This is a genomic window from Amycolatopsis sp. lyj-108 (genome assembly GCF_046549005.1).
Classification (GTDB): domain Bacteria; phylum Actinomycetota; class Actinomycetes; order Mycobacteriales; family Pseudonocardiaceae; genus Amycolatopsis.
On the sequence record NZ_JAJPWQ010000003.1, the window covers coordinates 600,146 to 619,401 of the forward strand.

Annotated in this window: 21 protein-coding genes and 1 pseudogene; 11 read left to right on the forward strand and 11 right to left on the reverse strand. The window is 69.9% G+C overall.

Annotation, left to right across the window (positions count from 1 at the left end):
* Positions 1-6 precede the first annotated feature (6 nt).
* Positions 7-426, reverse strand: coding sequence for a hypothetical protein (locus tag ACLJO0_RS14450; protein WP_396557669.1), 420 nt, complete (start codon positions 424-426; stop codon positions 7-9).
* 151 nt (positions 427-577) lie between these two features.
* On the opposite strand from ACLJO0_RS14450, the gene ACLJO0_RS14455 reads away from it, so the two are divergent.
* A complete protein-coding gene (locus tag ACLJO0_RS14455) occupies positions 578-1,777 on the forward strand; it encodes an endonuclease/exonuclease/phosphatase family protein (RefSeq protein ID WP_410579063.1) in 1,200 nt (399 codons plus the stop codon).
* A gap of 3 nt (positions 1,778-1,780) precedes the next feature.
* Here ACLJO0_RS14455 and ACLJO0_RS14460 read toward each other — a convergent pair whose 3' ends face one another.
* The gene (locus ACLJO0_RS14460) at positions 1,781-2,404 is read right to left on the reverse strand and encodes a maleylpyruvate isomerase family mycothiol-dependent enzyme (protein WP_410579064.1); all 624 of its coding nucleotides are present in this window, start codon (positions 2,402-2,404) and stop codon (positions 1,781-1,783) included.
* 93 nt (positions 2,405-2,497) lie between these two features.
* Between ACLJO0_RS14460 and ACLJO0_RS14465 the strand changes: the two genes are divergently transcribed.
* Positions 2,498-3,439: a D-2-hydroxyacid dehydrogenase family protein gene (locus tag ACLJO0_RS14465; RefSeq protein WP_410579065.1), complete on the forward strand. Its 942-nt coding sequence runs from the start codon at positions 2,498-2,500 to the stop codon at positions 3,437-3,439.
* On the opposite strand, the gene ACLJO0_RS14470 is transcribed toward ACLJO0_RS14465, so the two are convergent.
* The 8 genes from ACLJO0_RS14470 to ACLJO0_RS14505 all read right to left on the reverse strand — a co-directional run bounded on the left by ACLJO0_RS14470 (position 3,373) and on the right by ACLJO0_RS14505 (position 13,003).
* Positions 3,373-5,841 carry an AMP-binding protein gene (locus ACLJO0_RS14470; protein ID WP_410579066.1) on the reverse strand — a complete coding sequence of 823 codons (2,469 nt, stop codon included), beginning with the start codon at positions 5,839-5,841 and terminating at the stop codon, positions 3,373-3,375. The two genes, ACLJO0_RS14465 and ACLJO0_RS14470, sit on opposite strands and share 67 nt — an antisense overlap.
* On the reverse strand, positions 5,838-6,854 hold the full coding sequence (locus ACLJO0_RS14475; RefSeq protein ID WP_410579067.1) for an ABC transporter ATP-binding protein: 1,017 nt from the start codon (positions 6,852-6,854) through the stop codon (positions 5,838-5,840). Before ACLJO0_RS14475 ends, ACLJO0_RS14470 begins: the two co-directional genes overlap by 4 nt.
* A complete protein-coding gene (locus ACLJO0_RS14480; RefSeq protein WP_410579068.1) occupies positions 6,851-8,290 on the reverse strand; it encodes an ABC transporter permease in 1,440 nt (479 codons plus the stop codon). Before ACLJO0_RS14480 ends, ACLJO0_RS14475 begins: the two co-directional genes overlap by 4 nt.
* A 62-nt stretch (positions 8,291-8,352) precedes the next feature.
* Positions 8,353-9,372: an iron ABC transporter substrate-binding protein gene (locus tag ACLJO0_RS14485; protein WP_410579069.1), complete on the reverse strand. Its 1,020-nt coding sequence runs from the start codon at positions 9,370-9,372 to the stop codon at positions 8,353-8,355.
* Positions 9,373-9,778: 406 nt separating this feature from the next.
* The gene (locus ACLJO0_RS14490; protein ID WP_410579070.1) at positions 9,779-10,594 is read right to left on the reverse strand and encodes a serine hydrolase domain-containing protein; all 816 of its coding nucleotides are present in this window, start codon (positions 10,592-10,594) and stop codon (positions 9,779-9,781) included.
* A gap of 60 nt (positions 10,595-10,654) precedes the next feature.
* Positions 10,655-10,921 carry an HPr family phosphocarrier protein gene (locus ACLJO0_RS14495; protein WP_076163675.1) on the reverse strand — a complete coding sequence of 89 codons (267 nt, stop codon included), beginning with the start codon at positions 10,919-10,921 and terminating at the stop codon, positions 10,655-10,657.
* Positions 10,922-10,961: 40 nt separating this feature from the next.
* Positions 10,962-12,218 carry a PTS transporter subunit EIIC gene (locus tag ACLJO0_RS14500; RefSeq protein ID WP_410579071.1) on the reverse strand — a complete coding sequence of 419 codons (1,257 nt, stop codon included), beginning with the start codon at positions 12,216-12,218 and terminating at the stop codon, positions 10,962-10,964.
* Complete coding sequence (locus ACLJO0_RS14505; RefSeq protein WP_410579072.1) at positions 12,215-13,003, reverse strand: GntR family transcriptional regulator; 789 nt, start codon at positions 13,001-13,003, stop codon at positions 12,215-12,217. Before ACLJO0_RS14505 ends, ACLJO0_RS14500 begins: the two co-directional genes overlap by 4 nt.
* A 224-nt stretch (positions 13,004-13,227) precedes the next feature.
* Between ACLJO0_RS14505 and ACLJO0_RS14510 the strand changes: the two are divergent.
* Positions 13,228-13,473 (forward strand): annotated as a pseudogene (locus tag ACLJO0_RS14510) (glucose PTS transporter subunit EIIB); the annotation flags it as partial.
* Positions 13,470-13,925, forward strand: coding sequence for a PTS glucose transporter subunit IIA (locus ACLJO0_RS14515; protein WP_396557683.1), 456 nt, complete (start codon positions 13,470-13,472; stop codon positions 13,923-13,925). The pseudogene ACLJO0_RS14510 and the gene ACLJO0_RS14515, both read left to right, overlap by 4 nt.
* A 65-nt stretch (positions 13,926-13,990) precedes the next feature.
* Here the strand turns inward: ACLJO0_RS14515 and ACLJO0_RS14520 are convergent, their stop codons facing one another.
* A complete protein-coding gene (locus tag ACLJO0_RS14520; protein ID WP_410579073.1) occupies positions 13,991-14,431 on the reverse strand; it encodes a Rieske (2Fe-2S) protein in 441 nt (146 codons plus the stop codon).
* Positions 14,432-14,563: 132 nt separating this feature from the next.
* Between ACLJO0_RS14520 and ACLJO0_RS14525 the strand changes: the two genes are divergently transcribed.
* From ACLJO0_RS14525 to ACLJO0_RS14555, 7 genes are all read left to right on the forward strand, one after another.
* Positions 14,564-14,932 (forward strand): hypothetical protein, encoded by a 369-nt coding sequence (locus tag ACLJO0_RS14525; RefSeq protein WP_410579074.1) that lies wholly within the window; start codon positions 14,564-14,566, stop codon positions 14,930-14,932.
* Positions 14,929-15,441 (forward strand): sigma-70 family RNA polymerase sigma factor, encoded by a 513-nt coding sequence (locus ACLJO0_RS14530; protein WP_125675061.1) that lies wholly within the window; start codon positions 14,929-14,931, stop codon positions 15,439-15,441. The genes ACLJO0_RS14525 and ACLJO0_RS14530 overlap by 4 nt, the downstream gene beginning before the upstream one ends.
* On the forward strand, positions 15,438-16,067 hold the full coding sequence (locus ACLJO0_RS14535) for an anti-sigma factor family protein (protein ID WP_410579075.1): 630 nt from the start codon (positions 15,438-15,440) through the stop codon (positions 16,065-16,067). The genes ACLJO0_RS14530 and ACLJO0_RS14535 overlap by 4 nt, the downstream gene beginning before the upstream one ends.
* A 411-nt stretch (positions 16,068-16,478) precedes the next feature.
* A complete protein-coding gene (locus ACLJO0_RS14540) occupies positions 16,479-17,090 on the forward strand; it encodes a prepilin peptidase (protein ID WP_410579076.1) in 612 nt (203 codons plus the stop codon).
* 47 nt (positions 17,091-17,137) lie between these two features.
* The gene (aroC, locus tag ACLJO0_RS14545; protein WP_125793765.1) at positions 17,138-18,325 is read left to right on the forward strand and encodes a chorismate synthase; all 1,188 of its coding nucleotides are present in this window, start codon (positions 17,138-17,140) and stop codon (positions 18,323-18,325) included.
* Positions 18,322-18,846, forward strand: coding sequence for a shikimate kinase (locus ACLJO0_RS14550; RefSeq protein WP_125783615.1), 525 nt, complete (start codon positions 18,322-18,324; stop codon positions 18,844-18,846). The genes aroC and ACLJO0_RS14550 overlap by 4 nt, the downstream gene beginning before the upstream one ends.
* A complete protein-coding gene (locus ACLJO0_RS14555; protein WP_410579077.1) occupies positions 18,843-19,256 on the forward strand; it encodes a hypothetical protein in 414 nt (137 codons plus the stop codon). The genes ACLJO0_RS14550 and ACLJO0_RS14555 overlap by 4 nt, the downstream gene beginning before the upstream one ends.

Genomic DNA, 19,256 nt, shown 5'->3' on the forward strand with positions numbered 1-19,256 from the left:
ATCCGGTCAGGGCGCGGGATGCGGAGCGGGCGCCGGGTAGCCGGGGTAGGGCGGCGGCGGCACGGGCCGCGCGGCCGTGTGGTTGAGGTGCTTGCGCCGGATGCCGTTGAACACCAGCACGTTCCCGACGTGCATCACGCCGAGCACGAGCGCCACGGTGCCGACCTTCACCGACAGCATCTCGAAGACGTCGCGCGCGTCGAGGACGATGTCGTCGCTGGTCAGGAACAGGGTCACGAAACCGAGGCTGACCAGGTAGAACCCGACGACGAGCAGTTGGTTGACCGAATGCGCCAGCGCTTGTTTGTCCTGGAAGACGTCTTCCAGGAACGTCTTGCCGTGCCTGCTCAGCGTGCGGGCGACCAGGACGGTCAGCGGGACGGTGATGGCCAGGTAGAGGGCGTAGGCCACGACTACGGGTTGCATGGGGACCTCCTTTTGAACGTGTTCAAGAAGTACCGTAGCCCAGATTTTGAACGCGTTCAAGAGATGCTGTTCACCTGAAGCTCACCCGTGCGGCCGCGTCGAGTGCGTAAGGTCGCACCGACTGTCGCCCTCACAACGGGAGTTCAAGACCGTGAAACGCATCGCCGCCGTGCTCACCTCGGGCGCCTTGCTGGCCGGGACGCTGCTGGCCGCCACACCGGCGGAAGCCACCGTCGGGCACAACGTCCGCTTCGCGACGTACAACGCTTCGCTCAACCGTGGCGCCGCCGGCCAGCTCGTGACCGACCTGTCGCAGCCGGGCAACGCCCAGGCGGGCGAGGTCGCCGAGGTGATCCAGCGCAACCGGCCCGACGTGCTGCTGATCAACGAGTTCGACTACGTGCCGGGCGACCGCGCCGCGGACCTGTTCCGCGAGAACTACCTCGAGCGCGGCCAGAACGGTGCCGCGCCGATCGACTACCCGTACGCCTTCACGGCGCCGTCGAACACCGGCGTCTCGACCGGCTTCGACCTCGACCGCAACGGCCAGGTCGGCGGTGGCAACGACGCGCACGGCTTCGGCCTCTTCGAGGGCCAGTACGGCATGCTCGTGCTGTCCAAGTACCCGATCGACACCAAGAGCGTGCGGACGTTCCAGAAGTTCCTCTGGAAGGACATGCCGGGCGCGCTGCTCCCGGACGATCCGGCCACCCCGGCGCCGGGCGATTGGTACTCGCCGCAGGCGCTCGATGTGCTGCGCCTGTCGTCGAAATCCCACTGGGACGTCCCGGTCCGCGTCGGCCGCTCGACCGTCCACTTCCTGACCGCGCATCCGACGCCGCCCACCTTCGACGGCCCCGAAGACCGCAACGGCACCCGCAACAACGACGAGATCCGCTTCTGGGCGGACTACGTGACCCCGGGCAAGGGCCGCTACATCCACGACGACAACGGTCGCCGCGGCGGGCTCTCCCCGCACGAGAAGTTCGTCATCGCGGGTGACTACAACTCCGACCCGCTCGACGGCGACAGCGTTCCGGGCGCGATCTCGCGCCTGCTGAACGCGCCGCGCGTCATCGAGACCCGGCCGGGCAGCGAAGGCGGCGTGCGCGCCGCCCAGGACCAGGCAGGCGCCAACATCGGCCAGAAGGGCGACCCCTTCTTCGACACCGGCGACTTCAACGACAACGCGCCTGGGAACCTGCGGATCGACTACGTCCTGCCGTCGAAGGGCCTGATCCCCTGGCGTGCCGAGGTCTTCTGGCCGCTGCCCGACTCACCGCTGGCCCGGCTCAACGACGCTTCGGACCACCACCTGGTCCGGGTCGACGTGTTCGTCCCTCGCTGGTGACGTTCAGCTGAGCCGCACGGCACCTGGGCCGGTGAGCGTGGCGAATCCGGCACTTCGCCCGCTCACCGCCAAGAGCAGGTCGTCGAGCGGGCCTCGGACCTCTTCGGTGCCCGCTCCGCCGGACCATCCGGCGTCGGTGGCGATCAGCTTGAGGTCCTTGCAGCGCTTCTTGGCGCCCCAGAACGGGCTGACCAGCAGATGCTCCAGGGCCGCGATCGCCGGCTTCTCCGGCATCGGCCGGTCGATACCGAGCGGGCGGGCGACGTCCTGACCGTGGATGAGGACGTCGGCGAGCTCGTCGACCGGTTTGGCGCCGAGCGGGCGGCGCGCCGATCCGGCGTCCTCGCGGATCTGGGCGACGAGTTCGGCCGGGGTGAACCGCGCGGCGTAGGCGATGGCCTGGTCGACGTTCATCCGGTCCCAGTTCCCCTTGGCCTTCATGATGCCGACGAGGGTGTCCTTGAGCCGGTTCCTGGTGGTCTGCGCGAGATGGCCCGCCATCGCGTGGACCGTCCACTCCGTACACAGCGTCTTCGCCGACCAATCCCGCTCGGAGAGGCTCTCCAGCAGATCCGCGAAGCTCAGCCGTTCCGTCTCGGTCCAGGCCAAGATCTCGCCGTCGTTCATCCCGCTCCCTCTGTCCGGAGATACAGCTCGATGACATGGAACCAGAGTTCGCGCCGTTCGAGTTCTTCAAAAGAGCTGAACTAGCCTGAGGGTATGAAGATCGCGATTCTCGACGACTACCAGGAAGTGGCGCTCGGCTTCGGCGACTGGGGCTCCCTCGGCGCCGAGATCGAGGTGTTCACGAAGCCGTTCGCGGACCCCGCCGACGTCGTGGGCCGCCTCCGGGACTTCGACGTCGTGGTCGCGATGCGCGAGCGCACCCGGTTCCCCGCCGAGGTCCTCGACCGGCTGCCCACGCTCAAGCTGCTGGTGAGCACCGGCCACCGCAACGCCGCGATCGACGTGGCCGCCGCCCGGCGCAATGGCGTGGTCGTCTCCTCCACCGGGTACATCGCGGCTCCGGCGGCCGAGCACACCTGGGCGCTGATCCTCGCCGCCGCCCGGAACGTGCCGGTGGAGTCCGCGAACATGCGCGAGGGCGGCTGGCAGACCACCGTCGGCACGATCCTGTCCGGCAAGACCCTCGGGCTGCTCGGGCTCGGCAGGCTCGGCGCCGGCGCGGCCAAGATCGGCAAGGCGTTCGGCATGGAGACCATCGCCTGGAGCCAGAACCTGACTCAGGAGAAGGCCGATCCCCACGGCGTGACGGCGGTGCCGAAGGAGGAACTGTTCGCCCGTGCGGACGTCCTGTCGGTCCATCTGGTGCTCAGCGACCGCAGCCGCGGGCTGGTCGGCGTGCCCGAACTCGCCGCGATGAAACCGACGGCGATGCTGGTCAACACCTCACGCGGCCCGATCGTGGACGAGGTCGCGCTGGTGGACGCGTTGCGCCGCAAGGAGATCGCGGTCGCCGCGCTGGATGTCTACGACGTCGAGCCGTTGCCGTCGGAGCATCCGTTGCGGACGCTGGACAACGTCGTGCTCACCCCGCACATCGGCTACGTCACCCGGGAGGCCTACGAGATCTTCTACCGCGACGCGGTCGAGGACATCGCGGCCTTCCAGGCGGGTTCGCCGCTACGTGTAATGGAGTGAGGCTTCATGGAGTAGGAGCGCAGGCGGCGCGTGGCGAGTTGCACGGTCCACCACACGGCCGTGCCCGCCGCCACGCTGAGCACCAGCACGACCGGCGCCGGAAGGTACGGGAGCAGGGCGGGAAAGACCGTCCAGTGCGTCAGGTAGATGTAGAGCGACGCACTCGCGACCTGCCCGAGGACGCCGATCGCCGCCCCCGGCACCGGAACGCGGACCTGGAGCAGCACCAGCACCAGCCCGCCCAGCACCACGGCCTCCCACAGCGGGTCGCCGACCATCCCGGGGACGAGCAGGAAACCGAACCCCAGCACGATCGCCCGCTGCGTACCCGTCCGTGCCTTGTGGGCGAGCCACCCGAGAGCGAAGAACCAGACCGTGCCGAGAGTGCTCCAGTGCAGTTCGGGAAACGACGGCGTCGCGCCGAGACTGACCCGCAGCAGGAGACCGGCGCCGAGCGCCACCAACGCCGTGGCGAATCCGTGCGCCCGCTCGGCCCGGCGCACCGCCGGGATCGCGAACACCAGCGACAGCGCCAGGAACGCGTGCACGAGGACCTCGACGAACCAGTACCCGTATGCGCCGGTGAGGGTGAAGTTGTTGATCAGCAGCACGTTCGTCCACGACACGTCGTCGGTGACGGCGAGCCGGTAGCCGAGCCAGGCGATCGCGGGCACGGCGATCGGCAGCGCGGCCCTGGCGATCCGCGTCGCCGGGCCGGGCAGCACGAACCGGGCGAAGTTCCAGCCCGCCACGATGAGCAGCAGATGCGCGCCGCCGTGGACGGTGAACAACTCCATGTGCGTGCTCACGATGAAGACGATCGCCAGTGCGCGAAGGAGGACGTTGGTCTCCAGCGACGGCCACCGCGAAGGGGTCGTGCGCAGGCGCTCGAGTTCCGAGACCGGCGTGGTCGGCCAGTCACCGGGAAGCCGTCCGAGCACGCGTTCCAACGCGATCGACATCCTGACGTAGGAGAGCGAATCACCGCCGAGCCCGACGAAGGTCGCGTCGCCGGGAACGCTCCGCCGACCGAACACGGTGGCGAACACCCGGCGTACCGACGCCGGTTCCTGGCTCGCCGGTCCCGCCGCCGCGGTGATGGCCGGATAGTCGGGCTTTCCGTTGGGCAGCAAGGGGAATTCGCGCATGCGGCGGACGACGACGCTGGACGGCGGCATGCCGAACCGGGTGCGCACGAGGGTGGCCGCCCGTTCGGCGGACCGGTGGACGGCGATCACCACCCCGGTGTCGGCGCCCGCGCACACCGCCTCGATGCCGGCCTCGGCGAGGACGCGTTCGACCCGGTCGAGGTCGACGCGCAGCCCGAACGGTTTGACGAACCGGCTCTTGCGGCCGGTCACCTCGTACAGTCCGGCGGCGTTCCGGCGGCCGAGGTCGCCGGTCGGGAGTTCGTGGACGGTGCGGCCCAAGGCGAGGTCCGCGGTGCCGTGCGCGTAGCCGAGCATCACGTTCGGGCCGCGATAGATCAGCTCGCCGTCCTCGGCGAGGTCGAAGTCGCCGCCGGGGACGGGCAGGCCGATCGCGCCGGGATGGGCGCTCGCCAGGTCGGGCGGCAGATAGGCCATCCGCGCGGTGGCCTCGGTCTGGCCGTACATCACGAAGAACCGCCAACCACGCCGCCGCCCGAGTTCGGCATACTCGGCGACCTTCGCGGGATCGAGCCGTCCGCCCGCCTGCGTGACATAGCGGAGGGAGGGCAGGTCGAGCCGATCGAACCCGATCCGGTCGAGCAGGGCGAAAGTGTGCGGGACACCGTGCAGGCTCGTCGCGCTCCTGTCCCGCACCAGTGTCCAGAACTCGGAATCGAGGACGGAGCGCTCGGTAAGCAGCAGGCAAGCGCCGCGCAGGAGGTTGCTGTTCACCACGGAAAGCCCGTAGCAGTAGGACAACGGCAGCGAGGCGACGGCGCGGTCGTCGGACCTGATGTCGAGATACCCGGCGATGGCGGCGGCGTTGGCCCGCAGGTTCCCGGCCGACAGGCGCACCGCTTTGGGGGAGCCGGTGGACCCCGAGGTCGAAAGCAGCAGCGCCAGTTCGGGATGCAGTTCGTGCGCGGTACCCGGTCGCCGTTCGATCAGGCCGCCGTCGATGACGACGTCCGGGTCGTAACGTTCGGCCGGCGCACTCGCCTGGCCGCGCGGGACCAGCAGCACGGGGTGCCGACCGCGCAGTGCCGCCAGGTAGGCGACCAGCGAGTCGACGTCGTTCGCGGCGGCCAGCAAGACCAGCCTGCGCACCGGGCCCAGCCGATCGGCCACAATGGACACTCGCTGGTCCAGTTCCCGGTAGCTCAGCGCGGAGCCGTCGGGGGCGACCAGCGCGGTCCGGTCGCCGTGGACCGCGAGATCGCCGAGGAAGCCGAGGTCGGCCGCCCTGGTCATGCCGGTTCCCCGGCGAAGAACAGGGCAGGGCCGGACACGTGCACGCGGACCTCGTCACCAGGGGAAACCCCGAGCGGTCCTTGGACACGTTGGCGCACCCGCCTGCCTTCGGCGAGTCGCAGCAGCACCGTGGCGTCATGCCCGTGGAACAGCACATCGTCCACGGTGGCCGGTACGCCGTCGGCGCCGACGTGCAGTTGTTCCGGGCGCAGCAGGACGGTGCCGGTACCGCTGCCCTGGACGGGAAACCTGCCCAAGGGTGTGCCCACCGTCCCGTTTTCCGCGTCACCGGGGAAAGTGACCGCCTCACCGACGAAGAGCGCGACCCCGAGATCGGCCGGCCGGGCGTAGATCTCTTGCGGCGTCCCGAGTTGCGCGACGACACCGTCACGCAGCACGGCAACGAGATCGGCCATGCCGAGCGCCTCCTCCTGATCGTGCGTCACGAGTAGCGCCGTCGCGCCGAACGCGCGCAGCGCCGCGCGGACGTCTGCCCGGAGTTCGTCGCGCAGGCTCGCGTCGAGCGAGGAGAACGGTTCGTCCATCAGTACGACGCCCGGTCGTGGCGCGAGCGCGCGGGCGAGCGCGACCCGGCGTTGCTGCCCGCCGGACAGCTCACCGGGTTTCCGCGAGGCGTAACCGGAAAGCCCGACCAGTTCGAGGAGTTCCTCGATCCGGCCGTCGCGGCGCCCGGCGCGCGGCAACCCGAAACCCACGTTGCCCGCGACGGTCAGATGCGGGAACAGGGCGCCTTCCTGCGGCACGATCCCGATCCCGCGGCGCTCCGGCGGCAGGTGCGCGGATCCGCCGGCGAGCAGCCTGCCGCCGAGGCGTACCTCGCCGTCGCGGATCGGGTGGAATCCGGCGAGCACCCGCAGCAGGGTCGTCTTCCCGCAGCCGGACGGCCCGAGCACCGCCACGAGACCGCCTTCGGGAACCCGCAGATCCAGCCCGCGCAGCACCGGTTCCGGTCCGTAGCCTGCGATCAGGCCCTTGACGTCCAAGCCGCTCATCGCGTCACTCCTCGCAGGAACCGGTCGAGGACGACGGCCGGGATGGCCGCCACCACCAGCAGGACTGCCGCGTACGGCGCGGCCGCGGCGTAGGCGCCGATCTCGGTCTTCGTCCACAGTTCGGTGGCCAGCGTGTCCACCCCGGTCGGGCGGAGCAGCAAGGTCGCGGGCAGTTCCTTGGCGCAGGTGAGGAAGACGAGCGCCGCGCCCGCCAGGATGCCGGGCGCGGCCAGCGGCACGGTCACCAGCAGCCGCGTGGCCGACCGGCCCTTGCCGAGCGACCGTGAGACGTCCTCCAGCACCGGTGGGGCGTGCGCGACGGCGGTCCGCACCGCGCTCACCGCCAGCGGGAGGAAGAGCACCGCGTAGGCGAAGGCCAGCATCGACGTCGTCTGATAGAGGTCCGGCAGCACGCGGATCCCGAAGAACACCAGCGCGAGCCCGACCGTGATCCCCGGCAGCGCGTGCCCGGCGAAGCTCGCCAGTTCCATCCCGCGTACGAGCGGTCCCCGGTGCCGCGCCGCGAGGATCCCGACCGGAAGGGCGAACACGACGGTGAGGACCGCGCCGGAAGCCGCCACCGCCACGGTGTTCCCGGTCGTCGAGAGCAGGTTGCCGCCCGCCGCCGAACTCCCCGCGACCAGCCATCGGACGAGGCTCGCCACCGGCACGCCGAGGGCGAACAGGAGTACCACCGCCGTCCCGATCACCGCCGGGATCTTCGCCCGGCGAAGGGGAACGCGAATGGACTCGCGTTCTCCGCGGCCGCCGGTCGCGCCTCGCGCGCGCCGTTCGCCGACGGTCAGCAGGATCGCGAGGACGACCAGGACGCAGCCGAGGATGGCGGCGGGCGTCCGGTCGAAGGTCCCGCGATAGCTGGTGTAGATGCCGAGGGTGAACGCCTCGAACCGCATCAGCGACACCGCGCCGAAATCGCTCAGCACGTAGAGCGCGACCAGCAGCCCGCCCGCGGTGGCCGCGGGCCGGATCTGCCGCAGGGTCACCGAGAAGAACGTCCGCGTGCTCGTGCGGCCCAGCGACCGCGCGACCTCTTCGACCGCCGGGTCCGCGGTGCGCAGCGCCGCCGCGACGGGAAGCAGGACGTACGGGTAGGACACCAGCGTCAGCACCAGGGACGCGCCCCAGAACCCGGTCAGCCCGGGGGCCAGCGCCAGCCAGGTGAACCCGGCGACGTACGACGGCACGGCCAGCGGCAGTACCAGGAGGATGCCGGCGAACCGGCGCCCCGGCAGGTCGCTGCGCACGACGAGCCACGCGGAGAGCACGCCGAGCACCAGGCAGGCCGTGGTGACCGCGACCGCGAGCGCGACGCTGCGCACGGCGAGGTCGAAGGTGCGGGACCGCCACAGGACGTGCCACACCTCGCCCGCCCCGTGGTCGAACGAGCGGACCGCGAGGTAGCCGAGCGGCGTCACGGCCGCGGCCGCGACCAGGACGCCGAGCGTCGTCAGCGCGGGGGCGGCCCGGAAGACGCCTTTCAGGACAGGCCCGCTTCCTGGAGCAGCGCGACGGTCTGCTGAAGCGACGACAGCCGCGAGAGATCGATGTCGGGACCGTGCAGTTCGGTGAGCGGAGGCAACTGGTGCTTCGACGACTTCACCGCCGGGACGACCGGGTACTCCGCGGTGACGTCGGCGAAATGCCGTTGTGCCTCCTCGGAGAGCAGGAACCGGACGGCCCGCAGCGCGGCGTCCTTCCGGTCGGTCCCTTCCACGACACCGGCCCCGGCGACGTTCACCAGCCCGAGCGGGTCGCCGCCGGTGACGTGGTGCAGTTTCGCCCGCACCGCGCCCGCGCCCACCTCGGCGACCTTGGCGTGCCAGTAGTAGTGGTTGATCAACCCCGCGGGAAGCTGTCCGTCGTTGACCGCGTTGAGGATCGCGACGTTGTTGTCGAACCGCTTCGGTTCGTTCGCGGCGAACCTGCGCAGCCAGTCGCGGGCGAACTCCTCGCCTTTGAGGACCCGTACCGAGGTCACGAACGCCTGCCAGGAGCCGTTGGCCGGGGCGAACCCCAGCCTGCCCTTCCACTTCGGGTCGACGATGTCGTCGAGGCTCTTCGGCAACTCGGCTTCGGTGACCGCGCCCGGGTCGTAGGCGACGACCCGGACCCGTGCCGAAGTGGCGACCCAGCGGCCGTCGTCGGCGCGGTACCCGGCGGGTACGAGGCCCAGCACGTCGGCGGGGAGGGCGGAGAGCCTGCCCTGGCCGGCGACCGCGCCGAGCGCGCCCGCGTCCTGGGCGAAGAAGACGTCCGCCTGGGTCCGCTCACCCTCTTCGAGCAGTTGTGCGGCCATCTCCCCGCTGCCGCCGTAGCGCACTTCGACCGGGGTTCCCGTGGCCTGCTTCAGCCGGTCCAGTAGCCCGCCGACGAGCTCCTTGTTGCGTCCTGAGTAGATCACCAGCGCGTCGGATTCCTCCGCGCTGTCGCAGGCGGCGACAGAGGTCGCCAGCAACGCCGCGACGAACAGAACCACAGCTACCCGGCCCACAGCCACGGGGCCCTCCTTCGGTCAGCCCCCACGGTTGTGCCGCGGCTAAGGTAAACCTCACCTAAGGGACTAACAAGGCATCGTGGCCATTACGTGATGCAACCTCGGTCACGTCACTCATTCGAGTGGCGAGCGGGTTCCGGGTTGGTTATTTCCCAGTGTGTCCGGGTAGGGCGAGGGTGGCGGGTTCGTGAGCGAGGCCAAGCCGGGATGAAGGCTCCCTTCGCCGCGTCCGATGCGACCAAGGGAGCCTTCTGCCCTGGTCAGGCACGGGCCGGTGAGTGTCGCCTAGTCCGGTGGTCATGTCGCGAAAGCCACTTTCGGGACATCCAGCGTCGCGAAAGTGGCTTTCGCGACACGCCCGACCTCACGACACCTATGCCTTACCCCTCAAGAAAACACGGATCGCCGCTCACGACCCCAGCTCAGCCAGTACGGCGTCGGTGTAGGGCGGCCACACCTCGGCGGCCCACGGTCCGAAGGCGCGGTCGGTGAGCGCGACGCAGGCGGCGCCGGCGTCGGGATCGACCCAGAGGAACGTGCCGGACTGCCCGAAGTGGCCGAAGGTCCGCGGCGAGCTCGACGACCCGGTCCAATGTGGACTCTTGTGGTCGCGGATCTCGAAGCCGAGGCCCCAGTCGTTCGGCTTCTGGTGGCCGAAGCCGGGCAGGACACCGGAAAGCCCGGGGAAGACCACGGAAGTCGCCGCGCGCACCGTTTCGGCGGCGATGAGCTTCGGTGCCTGCAGTTCGGCGGCGAACGCGACCAGGTCGTCCACAGTGGACTCCGCGCCCGAAGCGGGAGAGCCGGTCAGCTTGGTCGCCTTCATGCCCAGCGGCTGGAAAAGCGCCTCCGCCTGGTAGTCGGCGAAGGGGATGCCGGAGTGCTCGGTGAGCGCGTCGGCGAGCTGCTCGAATCCGGCGTTGGAATACAGGCGCCGGTTGCCCGGCGCGGCCATCGGCTTGTGCTCGTTGAAGGCCAGACCCGAGGTGTGCGCGAGGAGATGCCGGATCGTGGAGCCTTCCGGCCCCGCGGGGGTGTCGAGTTCGACGACGCCCTCTTCGATGGCGATCAGCGCGGCGTAGGCGGTGAGCGGCTTGGTCACCGACGCCAGCTTGTACACCTTCGTCGTGTCGCCGTGCGTGCCCAGCACGTCACCGGCGGCGGTCACCACGGCCGTGGCGGCGTTGTCCACCGGCCACTGTTCGATCTCGCGCACGCTGTCCATGCCCAACACCCTACGAAGCCCGGGCCGGTCGGGGCGGCCCGGGCTTCGCAGGGATCGGGATCAGGCGTCGAGGTCGGTCGCCACCAGCTCGGCGATGGCGTCGACGGCCGCCTCGGCCCCCTCACCCTCGGCACTGATGATGACCTCGTCGCCGTAGCCGGCGGCGAGCGTCATCAGGTTCAGCACGCTGCCGGCCGCGACCGGGTCGCCGCCCGCCTTGGCGATGGACACCGCGACGGGCTGCGCCGCGGCCGCCTTGGCGACCGTCGCCGCGGGCCTGGCGTGCAGGCCCACCTTGCTGGCCACGGTGACGCGTTTCTCCGGCATGTTCTTTCCCTTTCGTGCCTTTGGTCCTACTGAGCTGAAACTACTTTGCGGGCTTCGCCGCGGTGGCCTCGAGGTCGGCCTCGATCGAGTCGTCCTCGCGGCCCGGCGTGCGCAGGTTCCACTTCTTGATGACGAAACGGAAGAGCACGTAGTAGATGACCGCGTAGGCGAGGCCGATCGGGATGAGCAGCCAGACGTTGCCGCTCGCCGCCGGGTGGTTGAAGTTGAGTCCGAAGTCGATCGCACCGGCGGAGAAGCCGAAGCCGAGGTGGATGTCGAGCGCGTTCACCAGTGCCAGCGACGTACCGGTCAGGACCGCGTGGATCAGGTACAGCGGCCACGCGACGTACATGAACGAGAACTCGATCGGCTCGGTGATACCGGTCAGGAAGGAGGTCAGCGCGCCGGCGATCATCACACCGCCGACGATCTTCTTCTGGCTGGGCTTCGCGCTCTGCCAGATCGCCAGCGCCGCGGCTGGGATGGCGAACATGAAGATCGGGAAGAAGCCGGTCATGAAGGTGCCGCGGGTCGGGTCGCCCTCGAAGAACTTCGTGAGGTCACCACCGTCGAAGATGAACCACACCGGCACGTTCAGCAGCTGGTGCAGACCGACCGGGATCAGCAACCGGTTGAGCACACCGTAGATACCGCCACCGACCACGGGAGAACCGGTGACCGCCTCACCGGCGGCCTGGATGCCGTCGTTGACCCAGTGGAAGACCAGGCCGAGGGGTACCGCGAGGATCATCAGCGTCAGTGCGGTGACGATCGGCACGAACCGGCGGCCGCCGAAGAAGGCCAGGTACGGCGGCAGCTTGATGCGGTAGAACTTCTGCCACAGCAGCGCGGTGACCAGACCGACGATCACACCGGCCAGCACACTGTAGGGCCACTTGAGCGGGTTGAGCATCAGGCCCGCGGGCTTCTCGGGGTTCCAGCCCGGCAGTTCGGAGAACGGCGCGAAGACCTGGAGGACGCTGGTGAACACGAAGAAGCCGACCACTGCGGCCAGCGCGGTCGCGCCGTCGCTCTTCCGGGCGAAGCCGACCGCGATACCCACCGCGAACAGAAGGGGCAGCCAGTTGAACAGCGAGTTGCCCGCCGCGCCGAGCACTTCGGCGACCTTGTCCCAGCCGAGGCCGTCCTTGCCGAGCAGGTCGGGCTGACCGAACCTGTTGAGGAGTGCGGCGGCGGGCAGAGCGGCGATGGGGAGCATGAGGCTGCGGCCGAAGCGTTGAAGCCCGGCGAAGCCCTTGCCCTTGCCCTTCGCCCCCTCCGCGGTGGTGGAGCTCATCGGGTACCTCCGTAGTGAGGATGGTGACCGGAATCCGGGGTGTTCCGGTCCAGCTGCATGGTGACCTGGTAGTGATCGCCCCGGTACCAGGAAGTCATGTCTTCGATCGGTTCCCCGTTGACGCTGGAGACCCGGCGGAAGACAAGAAGCGGACTGCCGGCGCGCATGCCGAGCAGGCGTGCCGTTTCGCGGTCCGCGGATTCGGCCCAGACCGTCTGCCACGCGTGATCCGGGCGCAGGTCGTACGACTGGGCGAGTTGGACGTACAACGATCGAGTGAGATCGAGGTCGAGCAGACCGGGCATCCGGCCCGCGTGATACCAGCCGCGTTCGACCGCCAGCGGTACCCCGTCGGCGCGACGGAGCCGCACCAACCGGTGCGCCGGGGTGCCGGCGGCCAGGCCGAGGGCGTGCGCCGAGGGGGCGGGCGGGACCTCGGTGGCCGTCTTGACGACCTCTGTGGTCGGGGTCATCCCGCGACGGCGCATGTCCTCGGTGAAGGACATCAGGTAGAGCTGCAGTTCCATCCGCCTCGCGGCGGTGAACGTCCCCTTGCCGCGCACGCGCGACAAGAGCCCTTCTTCGACCAGCTTGCCGATCGCCGAGCGGACGGTGAGCCTCGACACCTGATAAGTCTCGGCGAGGTCACGTTCCGAGGGGATAGGCGAGCCAGGGGGTAGCTCACGCTCCACTGTGCGGCGCAGAATCTCCCGCAGCTGGGCGTGCTTGGGCGTCGGTCCGTTGATCACACGGTCGGACGGCGGCAGCTGCGCCGAAGCGCTCATGACGGTCACCGTCCTTTCGGGCCGGTCTGTCGGGGAACCCGTACTCGCATCTGGTCCGGAAGATTGGTACGTTCCGGTCTAGACCAATGATCCGATGGGGCAGGATGCTCCGTCGCACGAGCGGGTGTCAACCACCGTTACGCGTTCGTGGCCAGGGATCACGTGCGAGTCGGCGAACGGCGTAGTAGAGCTGGTTCGCATGTGGGAAACCGACAGGGAACAGGGAGACCGCGATGGCGGATGACAGGGCGGAAAAGATCCTCGCGGCGCTCGGCGGTGCCGAGAACGTCATCGAGGTGGAGGGCTGCATCACACGCTTGCGCTGTGAGCTCGAAGACGTGAGCCTGCTCGACGAAGCGGCGCTGAAGGCCGCCGGCGCGATGGGCGTCGTGCGGATCGGCGCGGGCGTCCAGGTCATCGTGGGGCCGGAGGCCGACACGATCGCCAGCGACATCGAGGACCTGATGTGAGTCTCGAAATTCTGAGCCCGGTGAGCGGTAAGACGACCGCTATGACCGAAGTGCCCGATCCGGTCTTCGCGCAGGCGATGGTCGGCCCCGGTCTCGCGGTCATGCCCTCGGGCGGGCGCCAGGACGCGGTCGCGCCGGTGGACGGGACGGTCGTGACCCTGCACCCGCACGCCTTCGTGGTGGCCACCGAAGACGGCCGCGGGGTACTGGTCCACCTCGGGATCGACACGGTGAAGCAGAAGGGCGAGGGGTTCAGCCTCCACGTCGTCAAGGGTGAGACCGTCCGCGCCGGGCAGCCGGTCGTCGAGTGGGACCCCGAGGCGGTCAAGGCCGCGGGCTACTCGCCGATCGTGCCGGTGGTGGCGCTGGACGCGAAGGCCGAAGTTCTTTCCGGACTGCTCACCGGCGGCGACGTCGAGGCGGGCGACGCGATCTTCACCTGGGACAGCTGAAGCATCGGATCAAAAGGGTCCCTTTAGGACGGAAATTCCGTCCTAAAGGGACCCTTTCGTGCTCGTCAGGCCGTGACGACCTGGCCGTTCATGACCTTGACCGCGATCGAGGGCAGCGGCTGGTCCGCCGGTCCCTTTTTGACCGCGCCGGTCGCGGCGTCGAAGATCGAGTTGTGGCAAGGACATTTGAGCTCGGCGCCCTCGGGGACGACCGCGCAGCCCTGATGCGTGCAGATCGCGCTGAACGCGGCCGCCGTGCCTTCCGCGGTCCTGGTGACGATGACGTCCTTGCCGTCGGCGGTCTTGGCGGCCTTCGCCTTGCCGACCTCGATGTCGGAGAGCGCGGTCAGGGTTTCGCCCGGTGCCGCGGCGGGTGGTGCGGCGGCCGAACCGGACGGCGGGGTTTCGCTTCCGCAGGCCGTGAGGGCCACGGCACCGACGGCCGCGCCTGCGACGGCGGCCCCGGTGGTCAGGACGGTGCGGCGGGAATGGAGTTCGGCAGTCATGCCCCTACACACGGTCCAGGCGGCCGTCCGGTTCAATTTCGGCGCCCATCGGGTGCGGAATTGAACCGGGAGGCCCGATTTTCCGTGTTCACAGGCATAGGGGAACCGAACACGCGGAAAAGGGATACGGACATGATCCGGTGGTTGTTGCGGGCGGTCGTGGCGGCGGGCCTGCTCGGCTCGGCATGGGTGCACTACGTCGTATGGCTGGACTGGGCGTCGGAAACGGACGTGGTCGGCCCGCTCTTCCTGGTGAACGTCGTGGCGGGCGTGGTCATCGCGGTCGCCGTCCTGGTGTGGCACCACTGGTTGCCGGCACTCGCGGCGATCGGCTTCGGCCTGGCCACGCTGGGTGCGTACGTCCTCTCCCTGACCACAGGGTTCTTCGGTGTCTCGGAGCGCTTCACCACCCAGGCCGAGCTCTGGGGCCTGATCACCGAAGTGGTGTGCGTGGTCTTCGCCCTCCCGCTGCTCCTCAACCGCGAGAGCACGGATCGGTGAAGGAATTCGCGGAGGACCGGCTCATGCGGGCTCTGCACGACGAGCACGCGGCGGCGCTCTGGTCCTACGCACTGCACCTCACCAGCGGCGACCGGGTCCGCGCGGAGGACGTCGTCCAGGAGACGTTGCTGCGGGCCTGGCGCAACGCCAAGGTGCTCGACCAGTCGGAGGGATCGGCGCGCGGCTGGCTGTTCACCGTCGCGAGGCGGATCGCCATCGACGACTGGCGCGCTTCCGAGGCGCATCCGGAAGTGGTGACCGGTCAACCGCCCGAAACGGCGGTCACGGACGGCACCGAACGGGCCGTCCAGGGCTGGCTGGTCGCCGAAGCCCTCGGCGAGCTCTCGCCGAGACACCGGGACGTCCTCGTCCTGTGTTATTTCCAGGGTTACTCCGTCGCCGACGCTGCGAAGCGGCTGGGTGTGGCCGAAGGAACCATCAAGTCGCGGACGCACTACGCGTTGCGGGCGCTGCGGCTGATATTGGAGGAAAGAGGGGTGACTCAATGACCGACCCCTTCGCCACCTACGACGCGGCCTACGTGCTCGGGGCGTTGTCCCCGGAAGACCGGTTCGCCTATGAGAAGCACCTTCGCGTCTGTGACCGGTGCGCCGCGTCCGTACGCGATCTGGCCGGCATCCCCGGCCTGCTCGCCCAGGCGGGCGCCCCCGCGCTGCTGGAGGACGAACCGGCACCCTCGCCGGAACTGCTGCCGACCGTGCTCAAACGGGTCCGCCGGGGAAGGCGGATCCAACGGGCCATCACCACCACCGCGGCCGGACTGGCCGTCGCCGCCGGTGCCGCGCTCGTGGTCGTCCTGACCGGGCCGGTCGCGACGGCGGGGAACCCGATGACCCCGCTCGGCGACTACCCGGTGACCGCGGAGGTCGCCATGTCCGCCACGGACACCGGCACGAAGGTCGACATGACGTGCAGCTACGGCGGCAACCGCACCGGCGACTACATCCTGGTCGCCGTCGGCGCCGACGGCGGCACGAGCGAACTCGCGTCCTGGCGCGCGATGCCCAAGGACACCGCGCACATCGTGGTCGGCACCGCGATGCGCACCGGTGACATCAAGGCGCTGGAGATCCGCACGCCCTCGGGTCTCCCGCTGCTGCGGATGAACCCCTGATCCCGGTGTCATGACAGGCCTTCGGCACCGGAGTCGATGCGGATTGGTGCCGTTGCCGATAACTTTCGGGTCGCGTCGGCTGCTGCTGGCGGGGCTGCTGTGACCAGCGTGGCGGAATAGGGGAACCCAGCACGGCGCCTCTGTCCCCAAGTACATGAAGGCCCCCTTCCTTGCGCCTAGGTACATGAAGGGGTCCTTCACGTACCTAGGCGAATGGCCACGCCGCGCGCCGTCGGCCGGGGGCTGAAGGACGCTTTCCCCGCATGCCATGCAGCGAAAGGGCCCTTCACCGCACGAGACGCGGCGAAAGGCCCTTTCAGCCCGCCCCCGAACTGCCGAAAGTGCGTGAAAGTCCCTGTCACAAAAAGAAATCCTTGCCTCACCGAGCGCGACGGGCGCACTCTTGATCTTGTGTTCATGCCGATCGCGTTCGCCGCGGCGGGCGCCGGATCGGCGCTCGTCACCCGCTCCTGCCTGCGCAGGGCCGGAGCACCGGTGACGGCTTGGGCGGCGGCCGTCGCGGCGGTGGCGCTCGTCGCGGTCTGGCTGCGGCATCAAGCGGGAGCCTGGCCGGCGTGGTGGCTGGCGGTCCCGGCCGTGCTGACCGTCTTCGCGGTCCCGCTGGCGCTCGCCGACCTGAAGTACCGCCGCCTGCCCGACGTCCTGACCTTGCCCGCGTACCCGGCACTGGCCGCCGCGCTCGCGGTCGCCGCGCACGGGGGAGGGGCGGCCATCGCGTGGCGGGCCGTGCTGGGCGCGCTGGTCTTCGGCGGGGCGCACGCGCTCGTCCACGCGCTGTCGCCACGCTCACTCGGCGCCGGTGACGTGAAGCTCGCCGGGAGTCTCGGCGCGGTCCTCGCCGCGACGGGCTGGCCGTCGGTCGTGCTCGGTGCCGTCGCCGCCGCGTTACTGAGCGTGGCGCTCGCGGTGGGCGGGCCCCGGCACCCCACGGTGCCGCACGGCCCCGGTCTCCTGGTCGCGGCGTGGGCGCTCGCCGTCTTCGCCGGACCCGGTCCGGGATAGCCCGGCCTGTACCGGGACGGAGAGGAGGTTGTGACAGGATCTGTCAGGTGTTGCGCTGGATAACCGCAGGGGAATCGCACGGACCCGCTCTCGCCGCCATCCTGGAAGGGATGCCCGCCGGGGTCGAGGTCACCACCGCCGAAGTGGGCGAGCAGCTCGCGCGACGGCGGCTCGGCTTCGGCCGCAGCCCCCGGATGGGCTTCGAGACCGACCACATCGAGTTCACCGGCGGTGTCCGGCACGGGCTCACTCAGGGTGGCCCCGTCGCGGTCCAGATCGAGAACGCCGAGTGGCCGAAGTGGGAGAAGGTCATGTCGGCCGATCCCGTGCCCGCCGAGGAGCTGGAAGGCCTGGCGCGCAACGAGCCGCTGACCCGTCCCCGGCCCGGCCACGCGGATCTGCCCGGCATGCAGAAGTACGGCTTCCCCGAGGCCCGTCCGGTGCTGGAGCGCGCGAGCGCCCGCGAGACGGCGTCCCGCACGGCGCTCGGCACGGTCGCCCGCGCGTACCTCAAGCAGCTGCTGGGGGTCGAGATCCTCAGCCACGTCGTCTCCATCGGCGGCGCCTCGGCGCCCGAGGGCCCGCTGCCGGTTCCGTCGGACCTGCCGTCCATCGACGAGAGCCCGGTCCGCGCCTTCGGCAAGGAGGGGACCGACGCGATGGTCGCCGAGGTCGACGCCGTGCGGAAGGCGGGTGACACCGTCGGCGGTGTGATCGAGGTGATCGCCTACGGCCTGCCGCCGGGCCTCGGCTCGCACGTCCACTGGGACCGCAGGCTCGACGCCCGCCTCGCCGGCGCGCTCATGGGTGTCCAGGCGATGAAGGGCGTGGAGGTCGGCGACGGCTTCACCACGGCCAAGCGCTGGGGCAGCCAGGCCCACGACGAGATCGACCGCGGCACCGGTCCGGTCGGGGTGACCCGCCGGTCCAACCGCGCGGGCGGGCTCGAAGGCGGCATCACCAACGGTGAGCCGCTGCGCGTGCGCGTCGCCATGAAGCCGATTTCGACCGTCCCCAAAGCACTGTCCACTGTGGATGTCACCACCGGAGAACCCGCGGTGGCCATCCACCAGCGTTCCGACGTCTGCGCGGTACCCCGCGCCGGGGTCGTGCTGGAGTCGGTGGTCGCGCTGGTGCTCGCGGACGCCGCGCTGGAGAAGTTCGGCGGAGACTCGCTGGTCGAGGGCAAGCGCAACGCCGAGGCCTACCTGAAGGCGCTCGAGGAGCGCTGGTGACTCCTCGCGCGGTGATCATCGGGCCGCCGGGCTCCGGCAAGAGCACGGTGGGCCCGGCGCTCGCCGCCCGGCTCGGCCTCGCCTTCCGCGACACCGACGACGACATCGTCGCGAGCGCGGGCAAGCCCATCACCGACATCTTCACCGAGGAGGGCGAGCCCGCCTTCCGCGCGCTGGAGGAGGAGATGGTCGCGAAGGCGCTGGCCGAACACGACGGCGTCCTCTCGCTGGGCGGGGGAGCGCCGATCACCCCGGGCACGCGCGAGCGGCTCGCCAGGCACACCGTGGTCTTCCTCAACGTCGGGATGGCCGCGGGCGTCCAGCGTGCCGGGCTCTCGACCGCGCGTCCGCTGCTGGCCGGGGTGAACCCCCGGGCCACCTACAAGTCGCTCCTCGACGCGCGCCTGCCGGTGTACCGCGAGGTCGCCACGATCGAAATCGACACCGACCGCCTGACCGCCGACGAGGTCGTCGAGGCCGCCGTCATCGGGCTGCACGAGATCAGCAAGGAACGAGCATGAAGCGCACCACCACCGGCGTCCTCCTCGCCGTCGTGGCCATGACCCTGACGGCGTGCGGCGAGGAGAAGCAGCCCGCCGGCGCGGACGTCGTCCAGACTTCCGCCGCGCAGACCGGTTCCGCCGCTCCGGCGGAGGACGTCGCCGCCGACGTCAAGGTCACCAAATGCGACAGCGGCAGCTACACCCCGAAGATCACCATCGAGGTCACCAACAGCACGGGCGAGGACGCGCGCTACGCCGTCACCATCGCGATCAAGGACGCCGACGGTAAGGCCTCCGGTGAGGCGTTGTTCGCGAAGAACCGGATGTCGCCCGGCCAGAAGGTGACCGAAGAGATCCCGGGGGACACCCCGGTCAAGGGCAAGATCACCTGCGAGGTCGCGAGGGCAAAGCGGCTTCCGCCGAAGTGA